Source organism: Belnapia sp. AC561, assembly GCF_979252845.1.
Genome location: NZ_CEEDBP010000047.1, coordinates 13,829 through 36,999, shown reverse-complemented (window position 1 = coordinate 36,999; position 23,171 = coordinate 13,829). Strand labels below are relative to the sequence as shown.

General features: G+C 69.1%; 22 protein-coding genes and 1 pseudogene. 10 read left to right on the top strand and 13 right to left on the bottom strand.

Annotated elements, in window-relative coordinates:
* Nucleotides 1-13 precede the first annotated feature (13 nt).
* On the bottom strand, nt 14-1,012 hold the full coding sequence (locus AC0IW9_RS26660; protein ID WP_471651332.1) for an IS5 family transposase: 999 nt from the start codon (nt 1,010-1,012) through the stop codon (nt 14-16).
* Nucleotides 1,013-1,209: 197 nt separating this feature from the next.
* On the opposite strand from AC0IW9_RS26660, the gene AC0IW9_RS26655 reads away from it, so the two are divergent.
* Nucleotides 1,210-2,038, top strand: a protein-coding gene (locus AC0IW9_RS26655; RefSeq protein WP_471651331.1) for an IS5 family transposase whose coding sequence is annotated in 2 segments (ribosomal slippage) — nt 1,210-1,416 and nt 1,418-2,038 — 828 coding nt in all. Because the reading frame shifts where the segments join, the coding sequence is not laid out codon by codon here.
* A gap of 365 nt (nt 2,039-2,403) precedes the next feature.
* Here the strand turns inward: AC0IW9_RS26655 and AC0IW9_RS26650 are convergent.
* Both AC0IW9_RS26650 and AC0IW9_RS26645 read right to left on the bottom strand, forming a co-directional pair.
* Nucleotides 2,404-3,966 carry a sensor histidine kinase gene (locus AC0IW9_RS26650; protein ID WP_471651330.1) on the bottom strand — a complete coding sequence of 521 codons (1,563 nt, stop codon included), beginning with the start codon at nt 3,964-3,966 and terminating at the stop codon, nt 2,404-2,406.
* On the bottom strand, nt 3,957-4,670 hold the full coding sequence (locus tag AC0IW9_RS26645; RefSeq protein ID WP_471651329.1) for a response regulator: 714 nt from the start codon (nt 4,668-4,670) through the stop codon (nt 3,957-3,959). Before AC0IW9_RS26645 ends, AC0IW9_RS26650 begins: the two co-directional genes overlap by 10 nt.
* Nucleotides 4,671-4,798: 128 nt before the next feature.
* Here AC0IW9_RS26645 and creD point away from each other — a divergent pair, with 128 nt between their 5' ends.
* The 4 genes from creD to AC0IW9_RS26625 all read left to right on the top strand — a co-directional run bounded on the left by creD (nt 4,799) and on the right by AC0IW9_RS26625 (nt 10,132).
* The gene (gene creD, locus AC0IW9_RS26640; protein WP_471651328.1) at nt 4,799-6,142 is read left to right on the top strand and encodes a cell envelope integrity protein CreD; all 1,344 of its coding nucleotides are present in this window, start codon (nt 4,799-4,801) and stop codon (nt 6,140-6,142) included.
* 127 nt (nt 6,143-6,269) lie between these two features.
* Entirely contained in the window at nt 6,270-8,465 is a 2,196-nt protein-coding gene (locus AC0IW9_RS26635; protein ID WP_471651327.1) for a M48 family metalloprotease, read from the top strand.
* A 97-nt stretch (nt 8,466-8,562) separates the two neighbouring features.
* Nucleotides 8,563-9,756: a hypothetical protein gene (locus AC0IW9_RS26630; protein WP_471651326.1), complete on the top strand. Its 1,194-nt coding sequence runs from the start codon at nt 8,563-8,565 to the stop codon at nt 9,754-9,756.
* A gap of 97 nt (nt 9,757-9,853) precedes the next feature.
* Entirely contained in the window at nt 9,854-10,132 is a 279-nt protein-coding gene (locus AC0IW9_RS26625) for a hypothetical protein (RefSeq protein WP_471651325.1), read from the top strand.
* A 104-nt stretch (nt 10,133-10,236) separates the two neighbouring features.
* Here AC0IW9_RS26625 and AC0IW9_RS26620 read toward each other — a convergent pair.
* From AC0IW9_RS26620 to AC0IW9_RS26610, 3 genes are all read right to left on the bottom strand, one after another.
* A protein-coding gene (locus AC0IW9_RS26620; RefSeq protein WP_471651324.1) for an IS630 family transposase occupies nt 10,237-11,294 on the bottom strand; the annotation gives its coding sequence in 2 pieces (ribosomal slippage) (nt 10,237-10,790 and nt 10,790-11,294; 1,059 coding nt in all).
* Between the two features lie 99 nt (nt 11,295-11,393).
* Nucleotides 11,394-12,460, bottom strand: a protein-coding gene (locus tag AC0IW9_RS26615; protein WP_471651323.1) for an IS630 family transposase whose coding sequence is annotated in 2 segments (ribosomal slippage) — nt 11,394-11,969 and nt 11,972-12,460 — 1,065 coding nt in all. Because the reading frame shifts where the segments join, the coding sequence is not laid out codon by codon here.
* An 89-nt stretch (nt 12,461-12,549) separates the two neighbouring features.
* Nucleotides 12,550-13,053: a hypothetical protein gene (locus AC0IW9_RS26610; protein ID WP_471651322.1), complete on the bottom strand. Its 504-nt coding sequence runs from the start codon at nt 13,051-13,053 to the stop codon at nt 12,550-12,552.
* 182 nt (nt 13,054-13,235) lie between these two features.
* Here AC0IW9_RS26610 and AC0IW9_RS26605 point away from each other — a divergent pair, with 182 nt between their 5' ends.
* The gene (locus AC0IW9_RS26605; RefSeq protein WP_471651321.1) at nt 13,236-15,419 is read left to right on the top strand and encodes a M48 family metallopeptidase; all 2,184 of its coding nucleotides are present in this window, start codon (nt 13,236-13,238) and stop codon (nt 15,417-15,419) included.
* 15 nt (nt 15,420-15,434) lie between these two features.
* Nucleotides 15,435-15,848 carry a hypothetical protein gene (locus AC0IW9_RS26600; RefSeq protein WP_471651320.1) on the top strand — a complete coding sequence of 138 codons (414 nt, stop codon included), beginning with the start codon at nt 15,435-15,437 and terminating at the stop codon, nt 15,846-15,848.
* Between the two features lie 150 nt (nt 15,849-15,998).
* Here AC0IW9_RS26600 and AC0IW9_RS26595 read toward each other — a convergent pair whose 3' ends face one another.
* On the bottom strand, nt 15,999-16,427 hold the full coding sequence (locus AC0IW9_RS26595) for a hypothetical protein (RefSeq protein ID WP_471651319.1): 429 nt from the start codon (nt 16,425-16,427) through the stop codon (nt 15,999-16,001).
* Between the two features lie 89 nt (nt 16,428-16,516).
* Between AC0IW9_RS26595 and AC0IW9_RS26590 the strand changes: the two genes are divergently transcribed.
* Entirely contained in the window at nt 16,517-16,945 is a 429-nt protein-coding gene (locus AC0IW9_RS26590) for a hypothetical protein (RefSeq protein ID WP_471651318.1), read from the top strand.
* A gap of 164 nt (nt 16,946-17,109) precedes the next feature.
* Here AC0IW9_RS26590 and AC0IW9_RS26585 read toward each other — a convergent pair whose 3' ends face one another.
* On the bottom strand, nt 17,110-17,466 hold the full coding sequence (locus AC0IW9_RS26585) for a KUP/HAK/KT family potassium transporter (RefSeq protein WP_471651317.1): 357 nt from the start codon (nt 17,464-17,466) through the stop codon (nt 17,110-17,112).
* On the opposite strand from AC0IW9_RS26585, the gene istA reads away from it, so the two are divergent.
* Nucleotides 17,405-18,307 (top strand): IS21 family transposase, encoded by a 903-nt coding sequence (gene istA, locus AC0IW9_RS26580; RefSeq protein WP_471651316.1) that lies wholly within the window; start codon nt 17,405-17,407, stop codon nt 18,305-18,307. The two genes, AC0IW9_RS26585 and istA, sit on opposite strands and share 62 nt — an antisense overlap.
* Here istA and AC0IW9_RS26575 read toward each other — a convergent pair.
* Nucleotides 18,271-18,852: pseudogene (locus AC0IW9_RS26575) on the bottom strand (IS3 family transposase); the annotation flags it as partial. The gene istA and the pseudogene AC0IW9_RS26575 sit on opposite strands and share 37 nt — an antisense overlap.
* A 124-nt stretch (nt 18,853-18,976) precedes the next feature.
* Here AC0IW9_RS26575 and AC0IW9_RS26570 point away from each other — a divergent pair.
* Nucleotides 18,977-20,176, top strand: a complete 1,200-nt coding sequence (locus tag AC0IW9_RS26570; protein WP_471651315.1) for an IS256 family transposase — start codon at nt 18,977-18,979, stop codon at nt 20,174-20,176.
* Here AC0IW9_RS26570 and AC0IW9_RS26565 read toward each other — a convergent pair.
* From AC0IW9_RS26565 to AC0IW9_RS26550, 4 genes are all read right to left on the bottom strand, one after another.
* The gene (locus tag AC0IW9_RS26565; RefSeq protein ID WP_471651333.1) at nt 20,104-20,496 is read right to left on the bottom strand and encodes an IS3 family transposase; all 393 of its coding nucleotides are present in this window, start codon (nt 20,494-20,496) and stop codon (nt 20,104-20,106) included. The genes AC0IW9_RS26570 and AC0IW9_RS26565 overlap by 73 nt on opposite strands.
* A 47-nt stretch (nt 20,497-20,543) precedes the next feature.
* Complete coding sequence (locus AC0IW9_RS26560; protein WP_471651314.1) at nt 20,544-20,900, bottom strand: transposase; 357 nt, start codon at nt 20,898-20,900, stop codon at nt 20,544-20,546.
* Between the two features lie 339 nt (nt 20,901-21,239).
* On the bottom strand, nt 21,240-21,968 hold the full coding sequence (locus AC0IW9_RS26555; protein ID WP_471651313.1) for an SDR family NAD(P)-dependent oxidoreductase: 729 nt from the start codon (nt 21,966-21,968) through the stop codon (nt 21,240-21,242).
* 154 nt (nt 21,969-22,122) lie between these two features.
* Nucleotides 22,123-23,103 carry a Bug family tripartite tricarboxylate transporter substrate binding protein gene (locus AC0IW9_RS26550; protein ID WP_471651312.1) on the bottom strand — a complete coding sequence of 327 codons (981 nt, stop codon included), beginning with the start codon at nt 23,101-23,103 and terminating at the stop codon, nt 22,123-22,125.
* Between the last annotated feature and the right edge of the window lie 68 nt (nt 23,104-23,171).

The window sequence follows — 23,171 nt, the reverse complement described above, 5'->3', positions numbered from 1 at the left end:
GGTAGTTGGGCAATCACCTCCCCCTCAGCATCGCCAACAGGCCATCCGACACGGATTTGTGGGTAATCGGAAGCAGCAGCTGACGGTTACCAATGACGCGCTTCCAGCGCGACACATCGGCCTCGATCAGGGCACGCCAGTTGTAGCCAGATGCTCTCTGCCAGCCCATGCGGCCGCGCTCGGCGATGGTCTGCAGGTGGCGGTCTCGTGCCGTCGGGGCGGCTTCAGCTGCCGCGCTTGGCACGGCGCTCGATCGAGGCGGCACATTGATCTCTGCCTTGGGGTGACGTGCCGTGACCTCGGCATGGACGTCATCACGGTCGTAAGCCCCATCAGCGGCGAAGGACGCGACAGCTCCATCCACTTCCTGGAGCAGCCGGCCGACTTGCCCGCCATCATCGGCATCGTGGCCAGTTAACACCGACGCGACGATACGCCCCGTATCGGCGTCGGTAGCAAGATGCAGCTTGCGCCACGACCGCCGTCGTCGTGACCCGTGCTTCTCCATCAGCCACTCGCCGGGCCCGCAGAGCTTCAGTCCCTTGCTATCCACCAGCAGGTGCATGGGCGCTTGCCCGCCGTGTGGCCGCGGCACCTCGAGCGTCTCCGCTCGGCGGCTCAAGGTCGTATGGTCGGGCACGGTGAGGTCGACGCCGAGCAGCTGCAAGATCGAGGCGATCAGGCCCTCTGTCTGGCGCAGCGCCAGATGAAATAGGACACGCAGCGTCAGCGCCGTGGCGATTGCCAGGTCCGAATAGGACGGCTGCCCGCCTCGGATGGTCCGGGGCGCTGCCCGCCACCCCTCGATGGCCTCCTCGATGAACCACACCGTCAAGCTGCCACGAGCCCGCAGACCCGCCTCATACTCGGCCCAGTTCGTCACTCGATGTCGCTGCCTCGGGATCCTGTGGCGCCGATCCCTGTTCGCTTTGAAGGGAAACGCGGTGTCTCCATCGCTTATCGGGACGTTCCGTCCCCAACCTACCCTACCTCGGACCCACGCCCGATCCATGCACCACGGTCCCGCCGACGTTCAAGCGCCGCCTGCCGCGCCCGGTGCTCCTTGATCCACATCCTACCCATCTGGGCAGAGACAGAGCCCAAAGCACTGCGGATCGGACATTCTCAAACGGGGTCTCACTGACTGTCTGGTAAGCCCCAGATTTGGGTAAAGCGTTGAGGTGTCTCAGCTTCTGAGCCGAGCCAGCTATGCGCGAAACCCGCCCCCGCCGCTATCCGACAGACCTGTCTGACGCGGAATGGATAGCTTTAGAGCCGCTACTTCCGCCGCCTGCCCGCACCGGACGGCCCCTGAAGTGGCCCCGGCGCTTGATGGCCGAGGCCATATTCTACCTCGTCCGCTCCGGCTGCGCCTGGCGCATGCGCCCTACCTCCTTCCCACCATGGCAGACCGTATTTTGCGCATTTCCGGCAATGGCGGCTCGACGGCACACTCCGGCGTGCACATGACCGGCTGCGTGCGCTGGCCTGCGAGGCAGGTGGACGCCAAGCCGAGCCGTCGGCCGCCATCATGAACAGCCAAACCGTGCGGGCCACCGGCGTCGGAGGCCCGGAGCGCGGTTACGACGCCGCGAAGCGAACCTTCGGGCGAAAGCGGCACATTCTCGTCGATGCAGTTGGCCTCATCCTGCTCGCTCACGTCCACGCCGCCAATTCGCATGACCGGCTTGGAGCACAACACCTCATCGGGCGTGCTGGCGAGAACGAACTGCCACGTCTGGAACTGGTATGGGCAGACGGCGCATATGCAGGCACCTTCGCGCGCTGGCTCGAAGCCGAGCGCGGCTGGCGTGTCGAGGTACCGAAGCACCGTGACCGCCACCTCTGGCGCTATGGCCTGGAAGACAAGCCGAAGGGCTTTCAGGTCATCCCTCGCCGCTGGGTGGTGGAGCGGACCGTCGCCTGGCTACCGCGGTCGCGCAGGCTCGCACGCGACTACGAACGCCTACCTGAAACAGGGGAAACCATGATCTACGCAGCCATGTCGCGCATCATGCTCCGGCGCATCGCTACCTAATCCGCCTTTCCAGACAGTCAGTAAGGCCCACTGCCGAATACTCTCGTGGGTGACCGTGATCCCCCGCTCGGCCAGGATCAGCTCGACGTCCCGCAGGCTGAGGCTGCAGACATGATAAAGTTATATGGCGTGGCTAGTGACCTCGGCGGGGCAACGGTATCCGGGGTAGGTGGCGGGCTCGAGTGTCATCAGCCCAGCTTGACTCAGCCGCTTCATCACGGACAGAGACTACCAACTTGGCAATGCCACTTTGGGGCTTGAATGATGCCGGATACGGCAATTTATTTTGTGACTTCCAATATCAGGGCAGTCATGGCCATCCGTCGGTGGAGGCTGAGACGTGATAGATTGCCCACCCAAGGCTGTCAGGAATCAGGCAGCACAATGCGGAAGGTGGCGCCTCTGTTCCTTTCAGAGGGTCCGGGTGATACCAAGCTTAGCATCCCGCCCGCGCCCACCACCAAGGATCGCGCGATGGCCAATCCCAACCCCGTTCCACCGCGCTCCCGTGCCGTAGTGAAGAAGGGGTCGAAGGCGCGCGTCGCATTCGCGGCGGAAAAGCCGGGACCGTCATCAGCGACCAGTATCACGGTCCACCCCGCCTCCCGCCCGATCCGGATGCTGACCTCGCTGCCTGGTCCCGCATGGGCCAGGGTATTGCCCAAAAGGCTGTCGAGGAGTGTCGCCACCGCCTCGGGTGCTGCGGCCGCTTCCGCCTCACCCTCCACCGAAACGCGCAGGGCGGGCACGCGCCGCGCCGCCGCCTCGGCCAGGGGGCGGAGCACGGCCCGGCCGCCCCCGGTGGCCATATCGGCGCGCGCGAGGTCGAGCAGCCCGCGCACCAGCCGATCCAACCGTGCCACGCCATCCTCGATCGTCGCGGCGAAGCGCGCCCTTTCCTCGGCCGACATGGACTCGCCATGCTCGGCCAGCAGTTCCGCCGCGCCGCGCATGGCCGCGAGCGGCGTCTTGAACTCGTGGCTCACATGCGCGGCGAGGCCCCGCACGTAGGCGGCGCGCCCTTCCAGCGTCGCCGTCATGCGCGCGATGGCATCCGACAGCGCCGCGGCCTCGCGGACCGCCATGCGGGGCACGGGCGGCAGCCGGGCCGTGCTGCCGCCGGCCACGCGCCCCGCGGCCTGCACCACCGCGTCGAGCGGCCGGGTGATCAGCCGCGACGCCAGCACCGCAAGCGCCGACACCAGCAGAAGGAGCAGCAGCCCGACCGCCGCAATCTCCGGCACCTTGCCCGCGACGGTCTGCGTAACCGTGGCCGGCGTGCGCGAGAGCAGCACGATCGCGTCGACCCGCTCTCCGTCGAGCACGGGCACGGCGAGGTGCACGCGTAGCCCCGCGGTGCGGCTGATGCCGTTCGGCACATCCGTGGCGATCCTCTCCCGTCGCCGCAGCACGGCCGACAGCTCCCCGCAGCGCGCCGCCTCCACCTCCTCCAGCCCCGCGAGCGACAGGCCGGTGTCGCTGCCGGTGGAGGCGACGACGACGCCTTGGGCGTCGAGCAGGCGCAGCGCGGCGAGCGTCACCGCCTGGGTGTCGCGCAACACGGGCAAAAGGCGCGTCGCGGCCAGGGCGGCCTCGGGCAGCGGCGGCGGGCCGGGGCGCGGGTTGGGCGCCAGCGGCAGAATGGGGTCGTGCGCCAGGTCCAACCCGCGGCCGCGCGCCGTCTCTAGCGCGCGCGGGGTGAGTCCTGCGGCGAGGCTTCCGGCGGCGATGCCGCGGGCGGCGCGCCAGGCCCCGGCGAGCACCGCGGCCTGGGCGCGCAGCTCCGCCTCGGTCTGGCGAACCAGGGCGCTTTCATAAAGGCGCAGCGCCCAGAAGCCCGTCAGCGGCAGCGCGAGCACGACCACGTTGCTCAGCAGCAGCAGGGTCCGCAGGCGAGGCCGGCGAAAACTCGGCGGCCTCAGTCGCATGGGCCGAGCCGGTAGCCGAAGCCGGGCAGCGTCTCCACCGGCGCGGCGCCGAGGGCGGCGAATTTCGCGCGCAGGCGACGGACATGACTGTCGATGGTCCGGTCGGAGACGACCCGCTCGATGGTGTAGGCACCATCCATCAGCGCATCCCGGTTCAGCACCCGGCCGGGGCGGCGGAGGAGGGTGCGGAGCAGGCCGAATTCGGTGGCGGTCAGGACCACCTCGGACCCGTCCCATGTCACGCGGGCCGTGCCTGGATCGAGCGCCAGCCGGCCATGCCGCATGACCTCGTCTGCCGGGGCGGGCGGGACCGGCCGGGCGACCGGCACAGGCGCCCCGCGCCGCAGCACGGCCCGCACCCGGGCGACCAGCTCGCGCGGCGAGAAGGGCTTGGTCAGGTAGTCGTCGCCGCCGATCTCAAGGCCGACGATCCGGTCCACCTCGTCGTCGCGGGAGGAGAGGAACAGCACGGGGATGGCGGCCGCCGCACCGCCGGAGGCGCGGAGCCGACGGCACGTCTCGGTGCCGTCCATCTCCGGCAGCATCACGTCCAGCACGACCAGGTCCGGCAGGGCCTCGCGCGCCGCGGCCAGGCCGGCGGCGCCATCCGCCGCCTCCAGCGTGTCGAACCCGGCGCGGGACAGGGCGAAGCGCACCACCTCGCGGATCGCCGGGTCGTCGTCCACAATTAGCACACGCGGCACGGAGATCTCCTGAACGGGGCGGCCTGCACCGGATTTGCACGCGTCCGGCACCGGCTTTCCCAACCGGCGTCATCCATCCGGCACGGCCTGCCGCGAGGATGACGGCCTCAACCAGGAAGGCCAAGCCCGTGAGTGACATCCCCGCCTCCCCACCCCGACCCACGCCCCGCCTGCCCTTCCAGCTCGGCCGCGCGGGCAAGCTCGGCCTCGTCGGCGGCCTGCTCCTCCTGCTGCTGCTGCCGCACATGATGATCGAGGCGGTGATCGATGAGCGTGAATCCTACCAGGAGCAGGTGCGCGAGGGCATCGCACGGAGTTGGGGGCCGGCTCAGTCCGTGCTCGGCCCGATCCTGGTGGTGCCGACCCGCACCCCCGCCCAGCGCGCGGTCCGGGAGGTGGGCCCACTGCGCTGGGACCGCGGCGCCGTGGCGGTGCTGCCGACCCAGCTGCAGGCGGAGGCGACGCTGTCCCCCGAGCGCCGTCGTCGCGGGCTGTTCGAGGCCGTGATCTACGAGGCAGACGTCGGCCTGTCCGCCGACCTCGCCGTACCGGCGATCAACCCCGAACCTGGCACGGAATTGCTGTGGCGGGAGGCGTTTATCGTCACCGGTGCCTCCGACCTGCGATCTGCCGGCGCGGGGGCACGGCTTTCGGTGGACGGGCAGGCGCTGGCCGCGCGCGATGCGCTCGATGCCGGCTGCGTCGGCGCGGACCTGATCCGCTGGGACCTCGGCCTGGACGGGCCGCCCGATCCTGGCCGCCGCCTGGCACTGGCCGGGGCCCTGACCCTGCGCGGCACCTCCAGCTTCGGGCTGCTGCCACTGGCGCGCCGGACCGAGCTGACCGTGGTGGCCCCCTGGCCGACCCCGAGCTTCACCGGCTCCGGCCTGCCCGTGCGCTCCGAGGTGACCGCGGCCGGTTTCACGGCCCAGTGGCGGGAAGGCACGGGCCAGCCGCTCGTGCGTCATCTGGGCAGCAACTGGTGCAGCCAGGTCGCCTATGCCGGCACCCAGGTCGGCGTGGATCTGCTGGAGGCGGTGCCGACCTACCGCATGGTGACGCGCGCCTCGAAATACGCGGCGATGTTCCTGGCACTCGCCTTCCTCACCTACGTGCTGTTCGAGCTGGTCGCGGGGGTGCGGATCCATCTGGTGCAGTACGGGTTGCTCGGCCTGTCGGTCGTGCTCTTCCCGCTGCTCCTGCTGGCCTTCGGCGAGCCGCTGGGCTTCGCCGTGGCCTATGCGATCAGCACGGCGGCGGTGGTGGGGCAGGCCTCCGCCTATACCGCGACGGTGACGCGGCGGGCGCGGCTGGCCGGCCTCTTCGCCGGGGTGCTCGGCGGTCTGTTCGGCTTCCTCTATGTCGTTCTGAGCCTCGAGGCCTATGCCTTGCTGACCGGCAGCGTCGCGCTCTTCGCCGCATTGTCGGTGGTGATGTCGGTCACCCGCCGCGTCGACTGGTCGGAAGCCTGATCGCTTGTTCCGCCATCGACCCGCCTCGGTCGGGAGAAGGCGGGGCCATGGGCCGGCGCAGCGACCCTGCCACCGGAAGCCTTCTTCGCGGTCATGGCGTAAGCTTCGGGCCATGAGCACGACATCGATGCAAGGCCGCTCCGGGGGAATGGGTTCGGCGCTGCTGGCCATCCTGACGGTCCCACTCCTTCTCTGCTGCCTGGGGGCGTGGGAGATCCAGCGCGCGGGTGCGGCCTACGCGGACCTCGCCGGCCCGAAGCGGCACCACCTGGCGATGGTGCAGGACCTGGCGCCGCCCGAGCCGGGCACCGGCATCCCGCCAGCGGACGCCGCCATCGCGCATTCGAAGCAGGCGGTGGAGGCCGCCGATGCCGACCTGCTGGTGGCGCGGCTGCGGCAGGCCATGGCTTGGCTCACCCTGCTGGCAGGGACCCTTACCGGGGTGACCGGTGTCGCCGGGATGGGGCTGGTGTCCCGATCCGCCGGCCGGGGCCGTCGGTCCCGCGCCGATCTGGTCGTTGCCTTTGGCAGGCTCAGCCGCATCCTGCCGCTGGTCCTTGGCGTCCAGGTCGTGGGTGGGGTGCTGGCCCTTGCGGCAGCCGTGGCCTTCGAGGTCGGCGGATTGTGGTTCATCCCCGACCCGGGCGACAGGACCGTGCTCCTGGCGATCCTGGTCCTGATCTGCACCGGCCTGTTTCTCTGGGGTGCGGTCACCACCCTGCGCGACCTGCGGGCTGCGCTGCGCGCCCTGCAGCCCGCTCCCCTGCCAGTCTCCGCTATTCCCATCACCGAGGCCCAGGCGCCCGGTCTCTTTGCCCTACTGCGCGACATCGCGCTGGAGCGGGGCACCACCCCGCCGGAGGTGGTTGCCGTGGGCACGGAGCGGAGCTTTTTCGTCACGGCGCTGCCGCTGCTGCTGCGCGGCGGGCCGGATGCCGTACCGGTCGTCACCCGCGGTCGCACGCTGCACCTCGCCCTGGCTGAGATGGCGACGCTTGACCTAGAGGAACTGCGCACGGTGCTGGCGCATGAGCTGGCGCATTTCTCCGGGCAGGATACCGACTACAGCCTGCGCTTCCAGCCGCTCTATACCAGGCTGGGCCAGGGCGCCGAGGCGATGTCGCGGCGACGCAGCGACTGGGGCAGCACCTGGGTGGATCGCCTGTTCGAGCAGGCCGTACACCCCCATACCATCCTGGCGGTCCACGCGTTGGAACGGTTCAGCCATGTGGTCGCGCATTGGAGCCGGCTGCGGGAACTCGAGGCCGACCGCGCCGCGGTAGCCACCGGCTCGGCCGCGGCGCTCGCCAGCTCGCTGCTGCGCCTCGGGTTGGCTGGCGCGTTGCTGCGCGCCGAGCTGAACCACATCGCCGAGCAGCCGGATGCCGCCACGACCGACCTCGCTGCCAGCCTTGTCGCGCGCATCGGTGCGGCAGGGGCCGGCGACCCGGCCGCGCATCTCGGCGATCGGGCCCCGCATCCCACGGATAGCCATCCCTCCGCGCAGCAGCGCATCGCGGCGGCCGGCGTCGCCGTGGATGCGGCGCTGCTGACGCGCGCCGCGCGCCGGGTGGACCGCACCGACCTCGCGGCGGTGCAGGCGCTGTTCGCCGACTGGACGCAGCTGTCCGGCGGACTCACCGGGCAGTTGCGGGCGCGTGCCCTGCTGCGGCAGGAACGCCAACGCGACCGGTTGCGAAGGACTGCGGCCGCGACGGAGGGCCAGCCGGATACCTTGCTCTACGCGTCCCTGCGGCGTCCGGTGCTGGGGCTGGTGGTGCTGGGATCGTTCTGCCTGCTGATATCGGTGGGTTGCGTGCTGGCCGCCCTCCATGGCGGGGAGCAGGACAGGGAGGCCTGGCGGTTGCTGTTCGGCATCGCGGCAGTCGGCATCCTGGGCCTCGGCTTCGTCGCGCTTTGGAGCATCCGGCTGTGGCGTGGGCGGACGATGCCATTCCTCGTGCTGACCGAGGACGGCATCCAATCCCCGGGCTTCGCCGGCTCGGTACCCTGGCTGGACGTGAGAGGCATCGGCGTGTCCGCCACGCAATCCCCGACGGCATGGTTCGTCCTGCGGCCCGGGGCGCCGCTGCCGCGGCGGACCGGGCTGATCCGACGGCTGCGGATCGACACGAAGGAGCACGCCGTGCAATTCATGGGCCTGCTGCCGCGAGACTTGGAAGCCGCGACTTTCCGGCAGCTGTTGCTGCGATACGCCGAGGCGGCGCATGCGCGCGACACGCTCGAGGCCGGAAGCCCGGATCGGGATCCCAGGTCCGGCGCAGCGTCGGGTCCCGCGCCTGTCCCGGCGACCCACGACTGACCGGAACGACCGGATGCCATGGGGTGACGCATCGGACAGCGGCCGATAGACTCCCCGGCATGCCCGACCCCGGCCGCCGACGTCCACGCCTGCCCGCATGATGCTGGCGCGCGCCGCCACGACCCCGGCCCGCGTGCTGCTCCTGGCCCTGCTGGTCGCGGCGCAGGCATCGGCGCGCGAGGATCTGCCGTTTCAGCGGCCTGCCGGCTGGATGCCCGAAGCCGCCGTGCCGGCCGGCCTGCGACAGGTCGGTCGTGATTTCGAGCGGGGCCATGCGGCGATCCTGGCGACAGACCTGCTGCCGCGCGGCGAGAGCCTGACGGACTCGCTCCACGGCGTCCTCGCCCGCCTGCCGGGCGCCACACCACAGCCCGCCGAGCATGGCAGCGGTTTGACCGCCCACGACCAGCGCCTGGCCTTCGAGCGATGGGACCGCGCGGAAGGCGTGCTGGACGCCGTCGTGCTGGATGACGGGACCCGCCGCGTCGCGCTGCTGCTGCAGGGCCGCGGACTGGCACCGCGCCATGCGCTGCTGGCGCGGGACATCTTCGATACCGCCGTCCGCTCCATCCGGCCGGGACGGGATGTGCCGCCGCTCGCGCTTGCCCACGATGCCGGCGGCCTGGAGGGTGCCTTCTCCGGCCTGCATTTCGACCACCGCCCCAATGGCGAAGGCGATACCGAGGTGCTGGTGCAGACCTGGGTCCTGCTCTTCGAGCCTTCGGGCCTGTTCAGCCGGGTGGTGCCCGCGGCGGAGGGCGGCGTGGCGGCGCATTGCCGTGCCCGCCCGGCCGATTGCGGCACCTATGCCCTGCTGGGAGGACACTGGCTGAGGCGGCCTGACCGCATCCGGCTGCGGGAAGGCTCCGGCCGCTACGGCCTGGTCGAGACGCGCGAGCTGCCCTTCGCGCGGCCAGAGGCGGCGTTGCAGATCGGTGGGACACGGCTCGGTCCCGCCGCCACGCTGCCGCCCGGAACACCGCTGGAGGGGCTATGGGTGGCGCTCTCGGTCTCGTCCGAGGCCTCGGTGCGGCAGGCGCTGACGCTGGGCCATGACGGTCGCTTTCGCCGTCGCGTCGAGACCCATGATTTCAACCGCGACGCCGGCACCGTAACCGTCGCCGAGGCCGGCCGCTACAGCCTGGAGGGCCACCGGCTGATGCTGCAGTCCGATGACGGTGGGCGCGAAAGCCACGGCCTGCTGCAGCCGGACCCCGGCAGCGACAGCGTGCTGCTCATCGACGGTGAGGCCTATCTGAAACGCCCAACAGATCCGGATGCCGCCGACTGATGGGATCGCCACCCGTCAGACAGCTAACCGATGCATCGCGGCACGCCTGGCCACGTTGTCGGGGCAGCCGATACCATGTTCCCGGCCAGGAGATCCCATGTTCCGATCCGCCCTTTCGACGACGCTGGTCCTGCTGTTCGCAGCCGCGTCGGCCCAGGCTCAAGCCCCTGCGGCACCCACGCGCCCCGTGACGGTCTGGACCGACATCGACCAGCCGATGAGCGCCCTGCTGAACGGCGGCCATCGCGTGGTCACCGCCTCGGGACCGCTGTTCACCCTCGAGAAAGGCGGCAAGTACGTCGTCTGCGAGATACGCCCGGCTGGCGGCATGGGCGGGCGGCGCGAGACCACCTCCGACTGTCACGGGATCAACTAGGATACGGCGAAGGCGGCCGGTCGGTGCGCCGCCGCTCGCCCTCGCCACCCCGCGGCCGCCCCCGACGTCCGGCTGGCCTTAGCCCTTATACCAAATCCCGCTGATCAGAACCGATGGGCCCAGTCGCGCAGTCCGATGGACATGATGGTCCAGGGCTGCTCGAGGAGCCGGTTCCAGGCGTGGCAGCAGTGATCGACGATATCGTCGTAGCAGCGGAAGACGCGGTTCGAGAGCCAGTTGTCCCGCATGAACTGCCAGGTGTTCTCGACCGGGTTCAACTCGGGGCACTTCGGCGGCAGCGGGATGAGCGTGATGTTGGACGGCACCTCGAGCTTGTCAGACAGGTGCCATCCGGCCTGATCAAGCAGCAGCACGGCATGTGCATGGGGCGCCACCGTGGCCGAGATCTCGGCGAGATGCAGGCTCATGGCTGTGGTGTTGCAGTAGGGCAGGACGAGGCCCGCCGCCTTGCCCTCCTTGGGGCAGATGGCGCCGAAGAGGTAGGTCGACGCCGTACGCTGATCCTGCGGCGCGGTGGGCCTGGTGCCGCGTTGGGCCCAGCGCTGGGTGATCTTGTTCTTCTGGCCTATCCTGGCCTCATCGGCGAACCAGACCTCTATGGCGCTGGCGGCGATGCCCTTCTCGCGCGCGACTTCCGCCAGGCGGGTGGGAAAGTCCTTTTAAAAAGATCAACCGCGCCCGCCGCCTGCGCATGGTGGCGCGGTCGCGCCGAGAGCTTGCGGTAGCCCAGCGCACGCACCTCGCGGCTCAGCGTCTGCTTGGCCACCGTGACCCGGTGTTCCTCCCACAGCCACTGGCAGAGGTCGATCAGCCGCCAGCGCACCACCCCGTGGATGGCGGGTATCGGGCCGCTCTCCAGCGCCGCCGCCAAGGCCGTCCGGTGTGCGTCGTTCAGCCGTGCCGCCTGGCCAGGCGCCTTGCGGTCGACCAGCCCGGCCGGCCCTTCGGCGTTGAACCGCAGCACCCAGTCGCGCACGATCTGCAGCGTCACCCCGCCAATCCGGGCGGCCTCGGTGCGCGATGCCCCATCATAGATCGCGGCCAAGGCCAGCAGGCGCCGAGCCTGCGCCGCGTCCTTCGTCTGCCGAGCTGCGGCGCGCAGCCCGCCTGCAGCGAAATCCGCCCGAAGTGGGATGGGCATGGCAAACCTCCCCTGGTCGCCATGTTGAATCAGCTCGCCGCCACTTTGGGAATCCCAAACGAGTCACGCTCTCGGAGACTTGGTATTATACCAAGCTGATTATGGACTGACCTGTCGGGCCCACTGGAAGTTGGTCAGCGACTGGATGCGGCCGGTCTCGGCGATGAGGTTGTTCCACGCCTCGCAGCAGGCATCGACGATGGCGCGCGTGCCGCTGAATAGGCGCCCGGAGAGATGGCGGTCCCGCAGGTACTGCCACACCTTCTCGATGGCGTTCAGTTCCGGCGAATAGGGGGGCAGGTGGACCAGGCTGATGTTCGGCGGCACGCGCAGATCGTTCGCGATGTGCCATCCGGCGTTGTCGATCAGCATCGCCGCATGGGTGCCGGCCGGCAGTTGCGTGGCGACCTCCTCGAGCAGCAAGTTCATGGCCTTGACCGAGACATGGGTCAGCACGATCGCCGCGCCCGTGTCGCGCGCCGGGCAGACCGCGCCGAGGATGTAGGCCGAGCGGTAGCGCTGGTCCTTCACCATTCGTGGCCGCATGCCACGCTGGAACCAGCGGCGGACCATCCGCCCCTTCTGACCTACCCTGGCCTCGTCCTGGAACCAGACCTCGATCCGCTCGGCCTCCGGGTGGGTGGCCGCGATCTGCGCGAGGGCCTGCGCGAAGCCCCTTTTTTGAACCGCTCCTGGGCAGCGCGGTCGGTCTCGGCATGACGGGGTCGCGGCGTCTGCCAGGACAGGTCGAGGCCGTGCATCAACTTGCCCATCCCGGTTTCGCTGTAGGCCACGCCGAAGCGCTCCTGAACGATCCGGCAAAGGTCGATCAGCCGCCAAGTCGACACGCCATCCACCTCGGGATCCGGGCCCTGCAGCACGATCGCCTTCAGCGTCGCCTGCTGCCCGTCCGTCAGCCGACAGGGGCGACCATCGCTCCAGTGATCCGACAGCCCGGCTGGCCCACCCCGGTTGTAGCGGATCACCCAGTCCCGCAGCGTCTGCCGGTCCATCCCAGCCACGCGCGCCGCAGCCTCGCGGCTCAGGCCCTCAAGCGCCGCCGCGATCGCCAGTAGACGACGCGCCACCCGCAGATCGCGCTCCGCCTTCGCCAACCGCCGCAGCTCGCCAGGCGGCAGGTCTTCCCGGATCATCAAAGCCGGCATGGTCCATCCCCAGATGCCATGCCTGCCGATGAATCACGCCCGACCGCGTCGGCTCAAGCCCCACGAGTCAGATCTTCAGCCGCTCGGTATTAGAGGTTCTTTTCCAGGATCTGCGTCAGCGCCTCGATCCGCGGCTGCAGGTCGTCCACGTTGGCGAAGGGGCGCCAGTTGATATCGAGCATGCCATCCCGGAACGCCAGGCCGTTCGGATAATTCGAGGCGGGGACGGTCTTCTCGTCGTACCGGACATGGATGCGCTGCAGCTTCGCACGCAGCGCGTCCCGCCCCATCTGGTCCCTGGTGATGCCGCGCAGGGCGGTGGTCAGCGGCTCGAAAATCGTCTTGCCGAAGAATGCGTCATCGGCGTAGTGCGCGGCATCGCCGGGGACGGTCAACTGATCCCATTCCACCTCGACCGGCACGGCGAAGCCCGCTGCCTGCTGGATGCCCTGCTCGATCGCCGGCCACTTGTCCTGCCGGTAGGCGGCGATAGCCCGCCGTTCCGCCAGCCCCGGCTGTCCCTGCGCGCAGGCCAGCCGCGGCAGCAGTGGCATCGCGGCCATGGTGGTGAGCAACAGGCGTCGTGCGATCATGGCTGGGGCTTTCACTCGGTTTGGAGTCGCCGATCCGGGGCCGGCGCTGCGACTAGCCGTGCCCTGGCGTCGGTCGGCAAGCCGCAATGGCCCGCCTTGGCTGAAACGTGACGATCATCCCTGTGCGACTTCATCACCGCGCTTCCGTTGGCCTTGCCGACCGAACGAATGGAATCTGACCGATGGCGGACCGCTCCCCGGGCCCGGGCTTGAACTTGGGCCTGGGCTTGAACCTGGGCCTGACGCCGGGCCTGCTGGCCGCGACCGTGTTGCTGCCGCTGGCGCTGCTGGGGCTCGGGCTCTGGCAGCAGCCGCGCGGGCGGGGCGATCTGCAGGCGGCGGAGGTCCGGCGAGCCAGGCTCACGAAGGTGGTCGCCGCCCTGGAAGCCCGGCCGGCGCCCGCGCGTGGCTTCGATTACGGTGCGGTATTCCGCGAGGACGGCCACACCTATGCCGGCCCCCTGGCGCTGGACAAGGCGCGTGACGCGCGGGACAGGCAGGACACCACCGTCCTGGCAGCGTCGCTGCGGCGCTGGCTGCCGCCCGCCGTCATCGCCTGCGGCGGCGCCGTCGGGCTGCTGTCGGTCCTGGCGCTGACGGCGGCGGCAGGGCTCGGGCGGTTCGGCCGTCGCTCGCGTGACGCATTGGTGTTGGGCTTCTCCCTCATACGGCACCTCCTGCCGCCGCTGCTGGGCGCGCAGATACTGCTGCTGGCGATCGGCGTCGTCGCCGCCGTGGGATTCGAGGCTTCGGCGGTGATGCTCGGCGGCCGCTTCGCATCTGGCACCGCGCAGCTTCTCGGCTTTGCCGCATTGGTCGTCGGCACCAGCCTCTGGACGGCGTTGCGCGCGGTGGTGCAGCTGCGCCGTGCGGTGGCGCTCTTCACGCCCGACCCACTGCCCATCATCGGGCGCACCGTCTCCCCCGCCGAGGCGCCCGGGTTGTGGCGAATGGTGGACGGACTGGCCGCCCGGCTAGGCGCGCTGCGGCCGGACAATGTGGTGGTGGGCCTGACCGGTGGCTTCTTCGTCAGCTCGGGGCCGAAGCTGCTGCGGCCCGGGGATGCCGCGCTCGGCGGCCGCACGCTCTACCTGCCGATGCCCTTCCTGGCCTTGCTGCCGGAGGACGAGGTGGCCGCGATCATCGGCCACGAGCTGGCGCATTTCTCCGGCGGCGACACCGAGTACAGCCTGAGCTTCCTGCCGATCTACGCCGGCGTCGGCCGTTCGCTGGACGCGGTGGCCGAGGCGGGGAGGCTGGGCGACGGCACGGTCTCGCCATTGCTGCGTCCGGCCCTCCGGCTCGGCGTCTTCGTCATGGACCAGTTCCACCACGCGGTGCGGCATTGGAGCCGCCTGCGCGAATTCGCCGCGGATACCGCCGGGGCCGGGGCCACCTCGGCCGCCGCCGCCGCCCGGGCCCTGCTGCGCACCTCCACGGCCGAGCCGCGCATCGGCGAGGTGCTGGCCCCCGCCTTCCGGGCGCCGCGCGATGCCCCCGACGATCTGCTAGCCGCCATCCTGCGAAGCGCGGCCGAGCAAGGCCTCGACGATCCTGCCGCCTACCTCGAGGAGCAGCAGCCCCACCCGACGGATACCCACCCATCGACCCGCCAGCGCATCCTGGCACTCGGCCAGCAGCCCGGCACAGCGCTGCTGGCCGAGGTGATGGTGCCGCCTCCATCCGACGCCGCCGCCCGGCTCGGCTGCTATTTCACCGACCCCGCCAGGCTATGCCGCGCGGCGACGGCGGATTTCCTGGCCGTTGCGCGCGACGCGCTGGAGCAGGAACGCGATGCCCTGCGCAGCGCCGCGACCGAAGTTGGAGTAAAGGCGGTGACGCTGGTCGAGAACCGCCGCCCCAAGGGCTGGGTCTTGCTCGGCGCCGGGCTGGTCTTCGTGTCGGTCGGGCTGGCCCTGGGGATGCTGGGCCTGCAGGGGCTGGGGACGGAGGAAGCGCGCTTCGTCGGGCTATTCGCCGGCTGCATCGGGGTGGCGTTCCTGCTCGCCAGCGGCTTCTGGCTGTTCCCGGGGGAGGTGTTGCTGCTAACGCTGCGGCCGGAGGCGCTGACGGTGGCGGGGCTGGACCGGCCGATCGCCTGGCAGCATGTGGCGGACCTCGACATGACGCGGAACCGCAGCGGCGTCATCACCCGCCTGCTGCTATCGGCGGAGGCACCGTTTCCGTCCCGCGCCGGCAGGTCCCGCCGCGTGACACTGGACGCCGGGCGGCGCATCGTGACCGTGACCGCTGGCGCGCTGCGTGGGCTGAAGGTGCAGGGTTATGCCGACCTCATGGCCAGCTACCGCCGCGCCGATACGGCCCGCCGCATTCTGGCGGACCAGGAGAATGGTCTGGAGAACTGATGAGGCAGGGTTGGCGTGGTCCGACGTGACTTCGCCTACTGGCAGAGGCTGCGGCGCGACGTGCCGTCCAATGTCGCTGCCGGGCTGGCGGCCATTGCCGCACTCGCCGCCACCGTATCGGTCATCGATACATTGGTGGGCGGGTCGCAGTTCGAGGCACGGGGCAACCCGCTGTACTGGCTCTGCATGCTGCCGATGGTTTGGTGGGTCAGCGGCCTGACGACCTTCGCGCCGCGTTATGTCCGCTGCTGGGGGCTTGCCATGCTGCAGGCCTGCACCGCCAGTGGCATCAGCCTCGTCATCGTGGTCTGGCGGGCCGAGGATTGGTCGATGGCCGCAGGGGCCTGGATCCTGACACTGGCGACGGCGACCTGCAGCCGCGTGCTGTACCGCCGCAGCCTGCTGGCCCGTGAGGGCCCGGCCCGGTGAGACGCCGTTTGGTAAGCAGGGCACAGATCGTCATACGGCGCGCACCACCTCACCGGTCCAAAGATAGGTCCCGCGGCCCGGTGTCGATGCGCGGCTGAATGCGTACAGTATGAGTTCGCCAAACCCGCCGTCTTCGCATCGACGTTTGCTTCAAGCTGATGTCTTGGAATGGCGCGGCCTGAGTGGTCCGAAGAAGCCGCTCCATTCCATATCCATCGCGCTGGCCTTTTCCGCGAGTATGCCGGTCCCGGACAGCAGCCCCGTGATCGGGGATGCGACCAGGGCCGGCTCATTCAGGAGTCGCCCGACCTGCCGGCCACGCCACCAGAACAGGCCAAACAGGAGGGCGATCAGCAGCAACAGGCCCCAAGTCACAAGCCCCTGACCGAAGATGTAGACGCCGTAGGGCGGCGACAGTGCGGTGCTGAGACGGGACAGGCCGAGGATCGAGACGGGAAGCATTACGAGGAAGCCCAGTAGCTCCAGCGGTAAGCGCCGGAAGATACGCAGCGCCGCGTTGAGGTCCTCGACCGACGCTTGGTTTTGCGACAGAGGGTCTGCATCTGGGTCGTGCTTCATACAATTCTCTGATCGGCGTGACACGTTCGTAAACGCCTGCTGATGAAAAATGAAGGGGGACAGACAATGGCGGATCAGACAACGACGGCATGGCGGGCCGGGGTGCTTCGCTCTGGATAGTGGCGGCCGTTGCCGCCTGCGTGGCAGTTGCGCCGGCGGCCGCCCTGGCTGGCTGTGATTGGGGTGACATCGCGGCCGAAGGCATCCAGGCGGCCAGCATCCAAGCCGGTTCGCCGCGTGTACATTTTGTGCAGGACGAGGTGGTGCGCGACGGCTGTCCGAACGATAGCGCCTGGTGCCAGGCCCACGCCTTCCTCACCCCCAATGACGTGGTGCTCGCCGGCTCAAGTGATAATACCTATACCTGCGCTGGCTTCAGCAATGGGCGCGGTACCGAGACCATCGGCTGGCTGCCCACCGCCACCCTGCGGCTGCTGCCAGAGGCGCGACGGCGCACTGGCGTGCAGGGCACGCCATCTGAGGCGACATGCCTGAGCGGCGGCTGCGGGGCGGCGTGAATACGGGCGAGGTCTCAGGCCTGGCACGGCCCGAGCGTGGCGTGGTGGCCTTGACGATGGGCCTGGAGGGCGGACGCCGCCCTATGCCGAGGAGCAACTGAATTACCTCCACGCCGCTTTGTGGATCACAAGCGATTCAGTCAGGCAGGAAACCGCTCTAGGCCTCACAGCTCAACCCGCGTGCCGAGCTCGATCACGCGCGGCGGCGGGATCAGGAAGTAGTCCGGCGCCCGCACGGCGTTGCGGGTCATGAAGGCGAAGAGACCCCCCTGCCAGTGTGGCAGATCCGGATGCATCGAGAAGACCGGCGTCTCATTGCCGAGAAAGAACGAGGCTGTAGCCGCCGGAGTGAAACTGACCCAGGCGCCGTTTGAAATCTGACCCAGGCCTAGGGTGCCCCCGTCGTGGTGATGGGGGGCCCGGATGGTTGGGGGAGAGGCGGCCTTGGAGATCCGGGTATTGGCCAAGCATGGTTTGGGAGTTCGAGAGATTGCGCGGGAGGTCGGGGTATCGCGCAACACGGTGCGGCGCTACCTGCGCGAGCCCGAGGCGGGGCGGTACCGGGGACGGCCGCCGCAGCCTGGCAAGCTGGCGGCATTCGAGGGGTATGTGGTGGCGCGGGTCGCCTCGACGGTGCCGGAGCAGCTGACGGCGAGCGTGCTGCTGCGGGAACTGCGCGAACGCGGTTACGTGGGTGGCTACACGATCCTGAAGGACTTCCTGCAGCGGCTGCGGCCGGTGCTGGCGCCCGAGCCGGTGGTCCGGTTTGAGACGGCACCGGGCGAGCAGATGCAGGTGGACTGGGCCTCGCTGCGGCGCGGGCCGGACCGGCTGTCGGTGTTCGTGGCGACGCTGGGCTGGAGCCGGGCGGCCTATGTCGAGTTCGTCACCGACGAGCGGCTGGAGACGCTGCTGGCGGCGCATGAGCGGGCCTTCCTGGCGTTTGGCGGGGTGCCGCGGGTGGCGCTGTACGACAACATGCGCACCGTGGTGCTGCAGCGGGACTGTTACGGTCCTGGCCTGCACCGCTATCACCCGGCCTTCCTCGACTTCGCCCGGCATTGCGGCTTCCAGCCGCGGCTGTGCCAGCCCTACCGGCCGCGCACGAAGGGTAAAGTGGAACGCTTCATCCGCTACCTGCGTGGCAGCCTCTGGGTGCCGTTGGCGAGCCGCATGGCGGCGGAGGGTGTGGTGGTGGACCAGGCGGCAGCGAACCTGGCGGCGGGTCGCTGGCTGCGCGAGGTGGCCAATGCCCGGGTGCATGCGACCACCGGCGCGGTGCCTGCGGAGCGGCTGGCGGAGGAACGGGTGGCCTTGCCCCGTCTTCACGGACAGTGTTGCGCGGCTGAAGCAGCCGCGTAGAAAGCCGCCACCTTCTGCTCTGGTGTGAGATAGCCCAGTGCCGAATGCAAGCGGCGACGATTGTACCAGCCTTCCAGGAACTGGAATATGTAAGCCCTGGCTTCGGCATGGGTTAGGTAGTCGCGCTGCTCGACGAGTTCGCCTTTCAGCGTGGCATAGAAGCTCTCCATCGGCGCGTTGTCCCAACAATTTCCCTTGCGGCTCATGGAGCAAAGGATGCCGTGCTGGCGTAATCACTTGCGGTATCCATGCGCTGCGAATTGCACGCCACGGTCCGAGTGGTGAATGAGACCCGGCGCGGGACGCTGACGGACAATGGCCATGTCGAGGGCGGCGAGCGCCAACTCGTGGCCGAGGTGGTCTGCCATGGCCCATCCGACGACGCGGCGCGAGAACAGGTCGAGTACCACGGCCAGATATAGCCAGCCCTCAGCGGTCCTGATGTAGGTCAGACCGGCCAGCCAGACCCGGTCTGGCGCACCGGTTGTGAAGTCGCGCCCGAGCAGGTTCGGCGCCACCGGGAAGGCATGCGCGCTGTCCGTCGTGGGTCGTGGATCGTGCCCCCGGAGGTGGTGTAGGAGGTCGCCACCGTAATGGTGGCGGCCATCGTGGTGGTCCTGGATAGGGTTTGGTTGTCGAGACCTACACCCTGAACCTTGGACACCCACGATGACCGATGACAGGATTGCCCTTCGGGAGCTCTTGGAGAAGGGCTCTGACGCCACCTTCTTGCGCGAGATGATCGGCTTCGCCGCCGAGCGGCTGATGGAGTTGGAGGTGGGTGATCTGACCGGCGCCGCGCATGGCGAGCGCAGCGCCGAGCGGCTGGTGCAGCGCAACGGCTACCGCGAGCGCGACTGGCAGACCCGGGCGGGGACCGTCGAGCTGCGGATCCCGAAGCTCCGGCGGGGCTCCTATTTCCCGGGCTTCTTGGAGCCCCGCAGGACCGCCGAGAAGGCGCTGACCGCGGTGATCCAGGAGGCCTATGTCCAGGGCATCTCGACCCGCTCGGTCGATAACCTGGTCCGGGCCATGGGCCTGGAGGGCGTCTCCAAGAGCCAGGTCAGCCGCCTCTGCGCCGAGATCGACGAGCGGGTCGGCGACTTCCTCTCCCGCCCGATCGAGGGCGACTGGCCCTACCTGTGGCTCGATGCCACCTACGTGAAGGTCCGCGAGGCCGGGCGCATCATCCCGGTCGCCGTCACCATCGCGGTCGGCGTCAACGGCGACGGCCGACGCGAGGTGCTCGGCATGGCCGTCGGCGCCTCCGAGGCGGAGACCTTCTGGCTGGACTTCCTGCGCTCCCTGGCACGGCGCGGGCTGCGGGGCGTCAAGCTGGTCATCTCCGACGCGCATGAAGGGCTCAAGGCGGCGGTGACCAAGGTGCTGCGGGCCACTTGGCAGCGCTGCCGCGTCCATTTCGGCCGCACCGCGTCGGCCCATGCCGGCAAGACCCAGCGCCGCATCGTCTCCGCCTGGATCGGCACCGCCTATGCCCAGGAGGATGTCGCCGCCGCCCACGCCCAATGGCGGACCGTTGCCGACCAACTCCGCACCAAGGTGCCCAAGCTCGCCGCCCTGATGGACGCCGCCGAGGAAGATGTCCTCGCCTACATGCACTTCCCCGCCGCGCATCGGGCCAAGTTGCACAGCACCAACCCGATCGAGCGGCTCAATGGCGAGATCAAGCGCCGCACCGACGTCGTCGGCATATTCCCGAACGAGGCCGCCATTACCAGGCTGATCGGTGCCATCCTGCTCGAGCAGTCCGACGAGTGGGCCACCCAGCGGGCCCGCTACATGACCCTGGAGACCATCGGCGCCATCAGCGATACTGCATCCGTCAGCCTGCCCGCCCTGGCATCCTGACAAGGCAGACCAGCCCACCCAGGAGCATCGCTCCTACACCACGCGTTGGGGCACGATCCCGTCGTGCGGCGGAACCGACGCTTGCGCCTGGCTGATAGGCCCATGCAACGCATCAGACGCGCGACCCGCTTGCGGCCAACCCGCCGGCCATGGGCGCGGAGCGCGGCATGCACCCGCGGGCTCCCATAGCGGCCGCGGCTGGCCTCGTGTGCGGTGCGGATCTCGGCCGCCACCGCGCGGTCCTCGACCGCCCACGCGCTCTCCGGCCGGCTGGCCCAGGCGTAATAGCCGCTGCGGCTCACGCCCAGCACCTCACACATGACTTGGATCGGGTAGTCAACGACGTGGTTACGGATGAAGGCATAGCTCACCTCCGGCCCGTCGCCCGGCCGAAGATGAGCGCCGCTTTTCCCAAGATGTCGCGCTCCATCCGGACCCGATCGAGCTCACGCCGCAGCCGCCCGATCTCTGCGGCCTGATCGGCCGGGCTTGGGCCCACGCGGCGGGCCGGCGCCGCTTGCTCCCGAGCGGGCGTCGGCACCGGCGCGCCGCTCCCTGCCGCTGTGCGGCCCTCCGCCCAGCGCAGCCAAGCCCGCACCAGCCGGTCCGGCAGGCCCAACTCGGCCGCCACCGCCGTGACCGAGCGGCCACCCTGGATCGCCGCCACCGCCTCCAGCTTGAACGCGTCCGGAAAGGACCGCCGCTGTCTGTTGCTCTCCGCCATCGACACCTCCCAGGCTCATCAGCCTATCAAAGGTGTCCGTGAAAGCGGGGCAGGCCCATGTGGCGCTGCTTGCCCGAGGCGGACACTACGCCGCGCTGTGGCATGCCGAGGAGGCGGAAACGCCGCGCGATCCCGAAGAAGCTGGGCAGGCTATCGCCCTCCCCATCATTCCAGGACAAGAAAGAGCGGGTGCAAGCACCAAGACTCGATTTGGCTGAGAGAGGCCTGTTCGACTGAAGGTATCCGCCAAATCGAATCGAGTGTAACCACTTAGGTTACGTTCGACACAAAGCAGTCCTTGGACTGGCACGTTCGAAGGATACACCCAGCCAGGCTTGATCAGAGCAGGCGCGGCGTCCGCAGGCCGGCCGCCTCTCCCCCATCCACTCCAAAAACAGTACCATTGACGTAGCTCGACCGATCCGAGAGCAACCAGCTCACCGCATCTGCAACCTCTTCCGGCCTGCCGAAGCGCCCGGCAGGGATGCGTTGTTCAAGTTGCCGCCGTCGCAGATTGTCGCCTTTGATGCTGGCCATCATGCGCGTGTCAATTTGGCCTGGACAAATGGCGTTGAAGCGGACCTCCTCGCCGAACTCAAGCGCCAGTGCTTTTGTCATGCCGATCACGGCGGCCTTGGACGCGCAGTACACAGCCAACCCTTCCTCTCCGGTCCAGCCTGCGATCGAGGCGATGTTGACGACCGAGCCCTTGCCAGCGCGCAGGCCGGCGAGGGCCCACCGCGTGAACAGGAAGACGCTCCGGGCATTGACGTTCATCACCGTGTCCCAATCCCCGACGGTCGCCTCCGGAAAGCCTATGCGCCGGCTCATGCCGGCGTTGTTGACGAGTCCTGAAAGCCGGCCGTTGCCGTGATCTAGTGCTGCTTCAACAACCTTTCGTACGTCACATTCCAATGCCACGTCACCCGGCACGAAGCACGCCCCGCTTTGTGCAGCCAACGCTTCGCCCGCCGCCACGTCACGGCCCGTGAACACGACCCCGCTGGAAGCTAAAAGCTCGACGCAAGCACGCCCAATCCCGTGCGTGCCGCCTGTGACAATGATCATCCCCTCTTCCCCTCAGCGCCGTAAGTTCGCTTCCAAATGAAATTAGAAGCAACGACGATCATGGCCAACAAAGCAGGTCTGGGTCGTCGCCATTTGCGACGGTCCTATGTGTCAGATAACGGAAAATCCTGCCGATCTCACCACGACGTGGAGGTCAGCCCAGGCTGATCCCGGTGTCGCGGACGAGCTGCTGGATGAGGGCTCTCTCGCGCACCAGCCGCTCACCGAGCTTGGCGGGCTCGGCGGCCGTTGCTTCTGCGCCAATGTCGTTGAAGCGCGCCTTCACCTGGGGGTCTGAGGTCGCGGCATTGATGGCCTCCTCCAGTCGGTGCCGCGTGTCCTCCGGCGTGCCACTGCGGCAGAAGATGGCGTTCCAGCTGGTGACGTCAAAGTCGGGGACGCCGGCCTCGGCAACCGTTGGCACGCCGGGGATGCCGCCACGCTTGGCGCTGGTAACTGCAATTGGCACAGCGCGTCCGCCCTGCACGACGGGGTTGAGCGAGTTCGCGGTCAGGATCCCGGCCGGGAGCGTTCCAGCCGCGAGGTCGCGTGCAACCTCAGCGCCTCCGCGATACGGAATGTGCTCCAGCTTTATCCCGGCCCGGTGCGCGAGTAACGCGCCAGCAAGATGGCCGGGGCTGCCGACACCCGGTGTGCCATAAGACGTGCCCTCGCGGTCAGCGCGTGCCTTGTCGAGGAAGCCCCTAAGGTCGCGTACACCAGCGTCCGCCGGGACGGCGAGGATATAGGGAACATCCGCGACGGTGCCGACGGGTGCAAAGTCGCGCTCGTAGTTGAAGGGGGTGCTGCGCTGAACGAACTGAGCCACGACGAAGGAAGCAGCGTCGAACAACAGGGTGTGCCCATCGGCAGCGGCGGAAGCAACCGCGCCAGCCGCGAGCGTACCACCAGCGCCACCGCGATTGTCCACGATGATGCTCTGGCCGAGCACCGCGGCCATCTTTGGCGTGATCAGGCGCGCGAGTGTGTCTGAGTTTCCGCCGGGCGCGAAGGCCACCACAAGGCGGATGGGGCGGTTGGGAAAGGCGCGTTGGGCATGCACCGCTGGTGCGGGCAGCAGGGCGGCTCCCGCCAAGGTAAGGAGACAACGGCGGGAGGGGGTGAGCAGCGGCATGGTGAGCGTCCTTTATCCGATGCTGAGGTTGGTCGGACGACAAGCTCAGCTGGGGCTTAGCGGTTCCA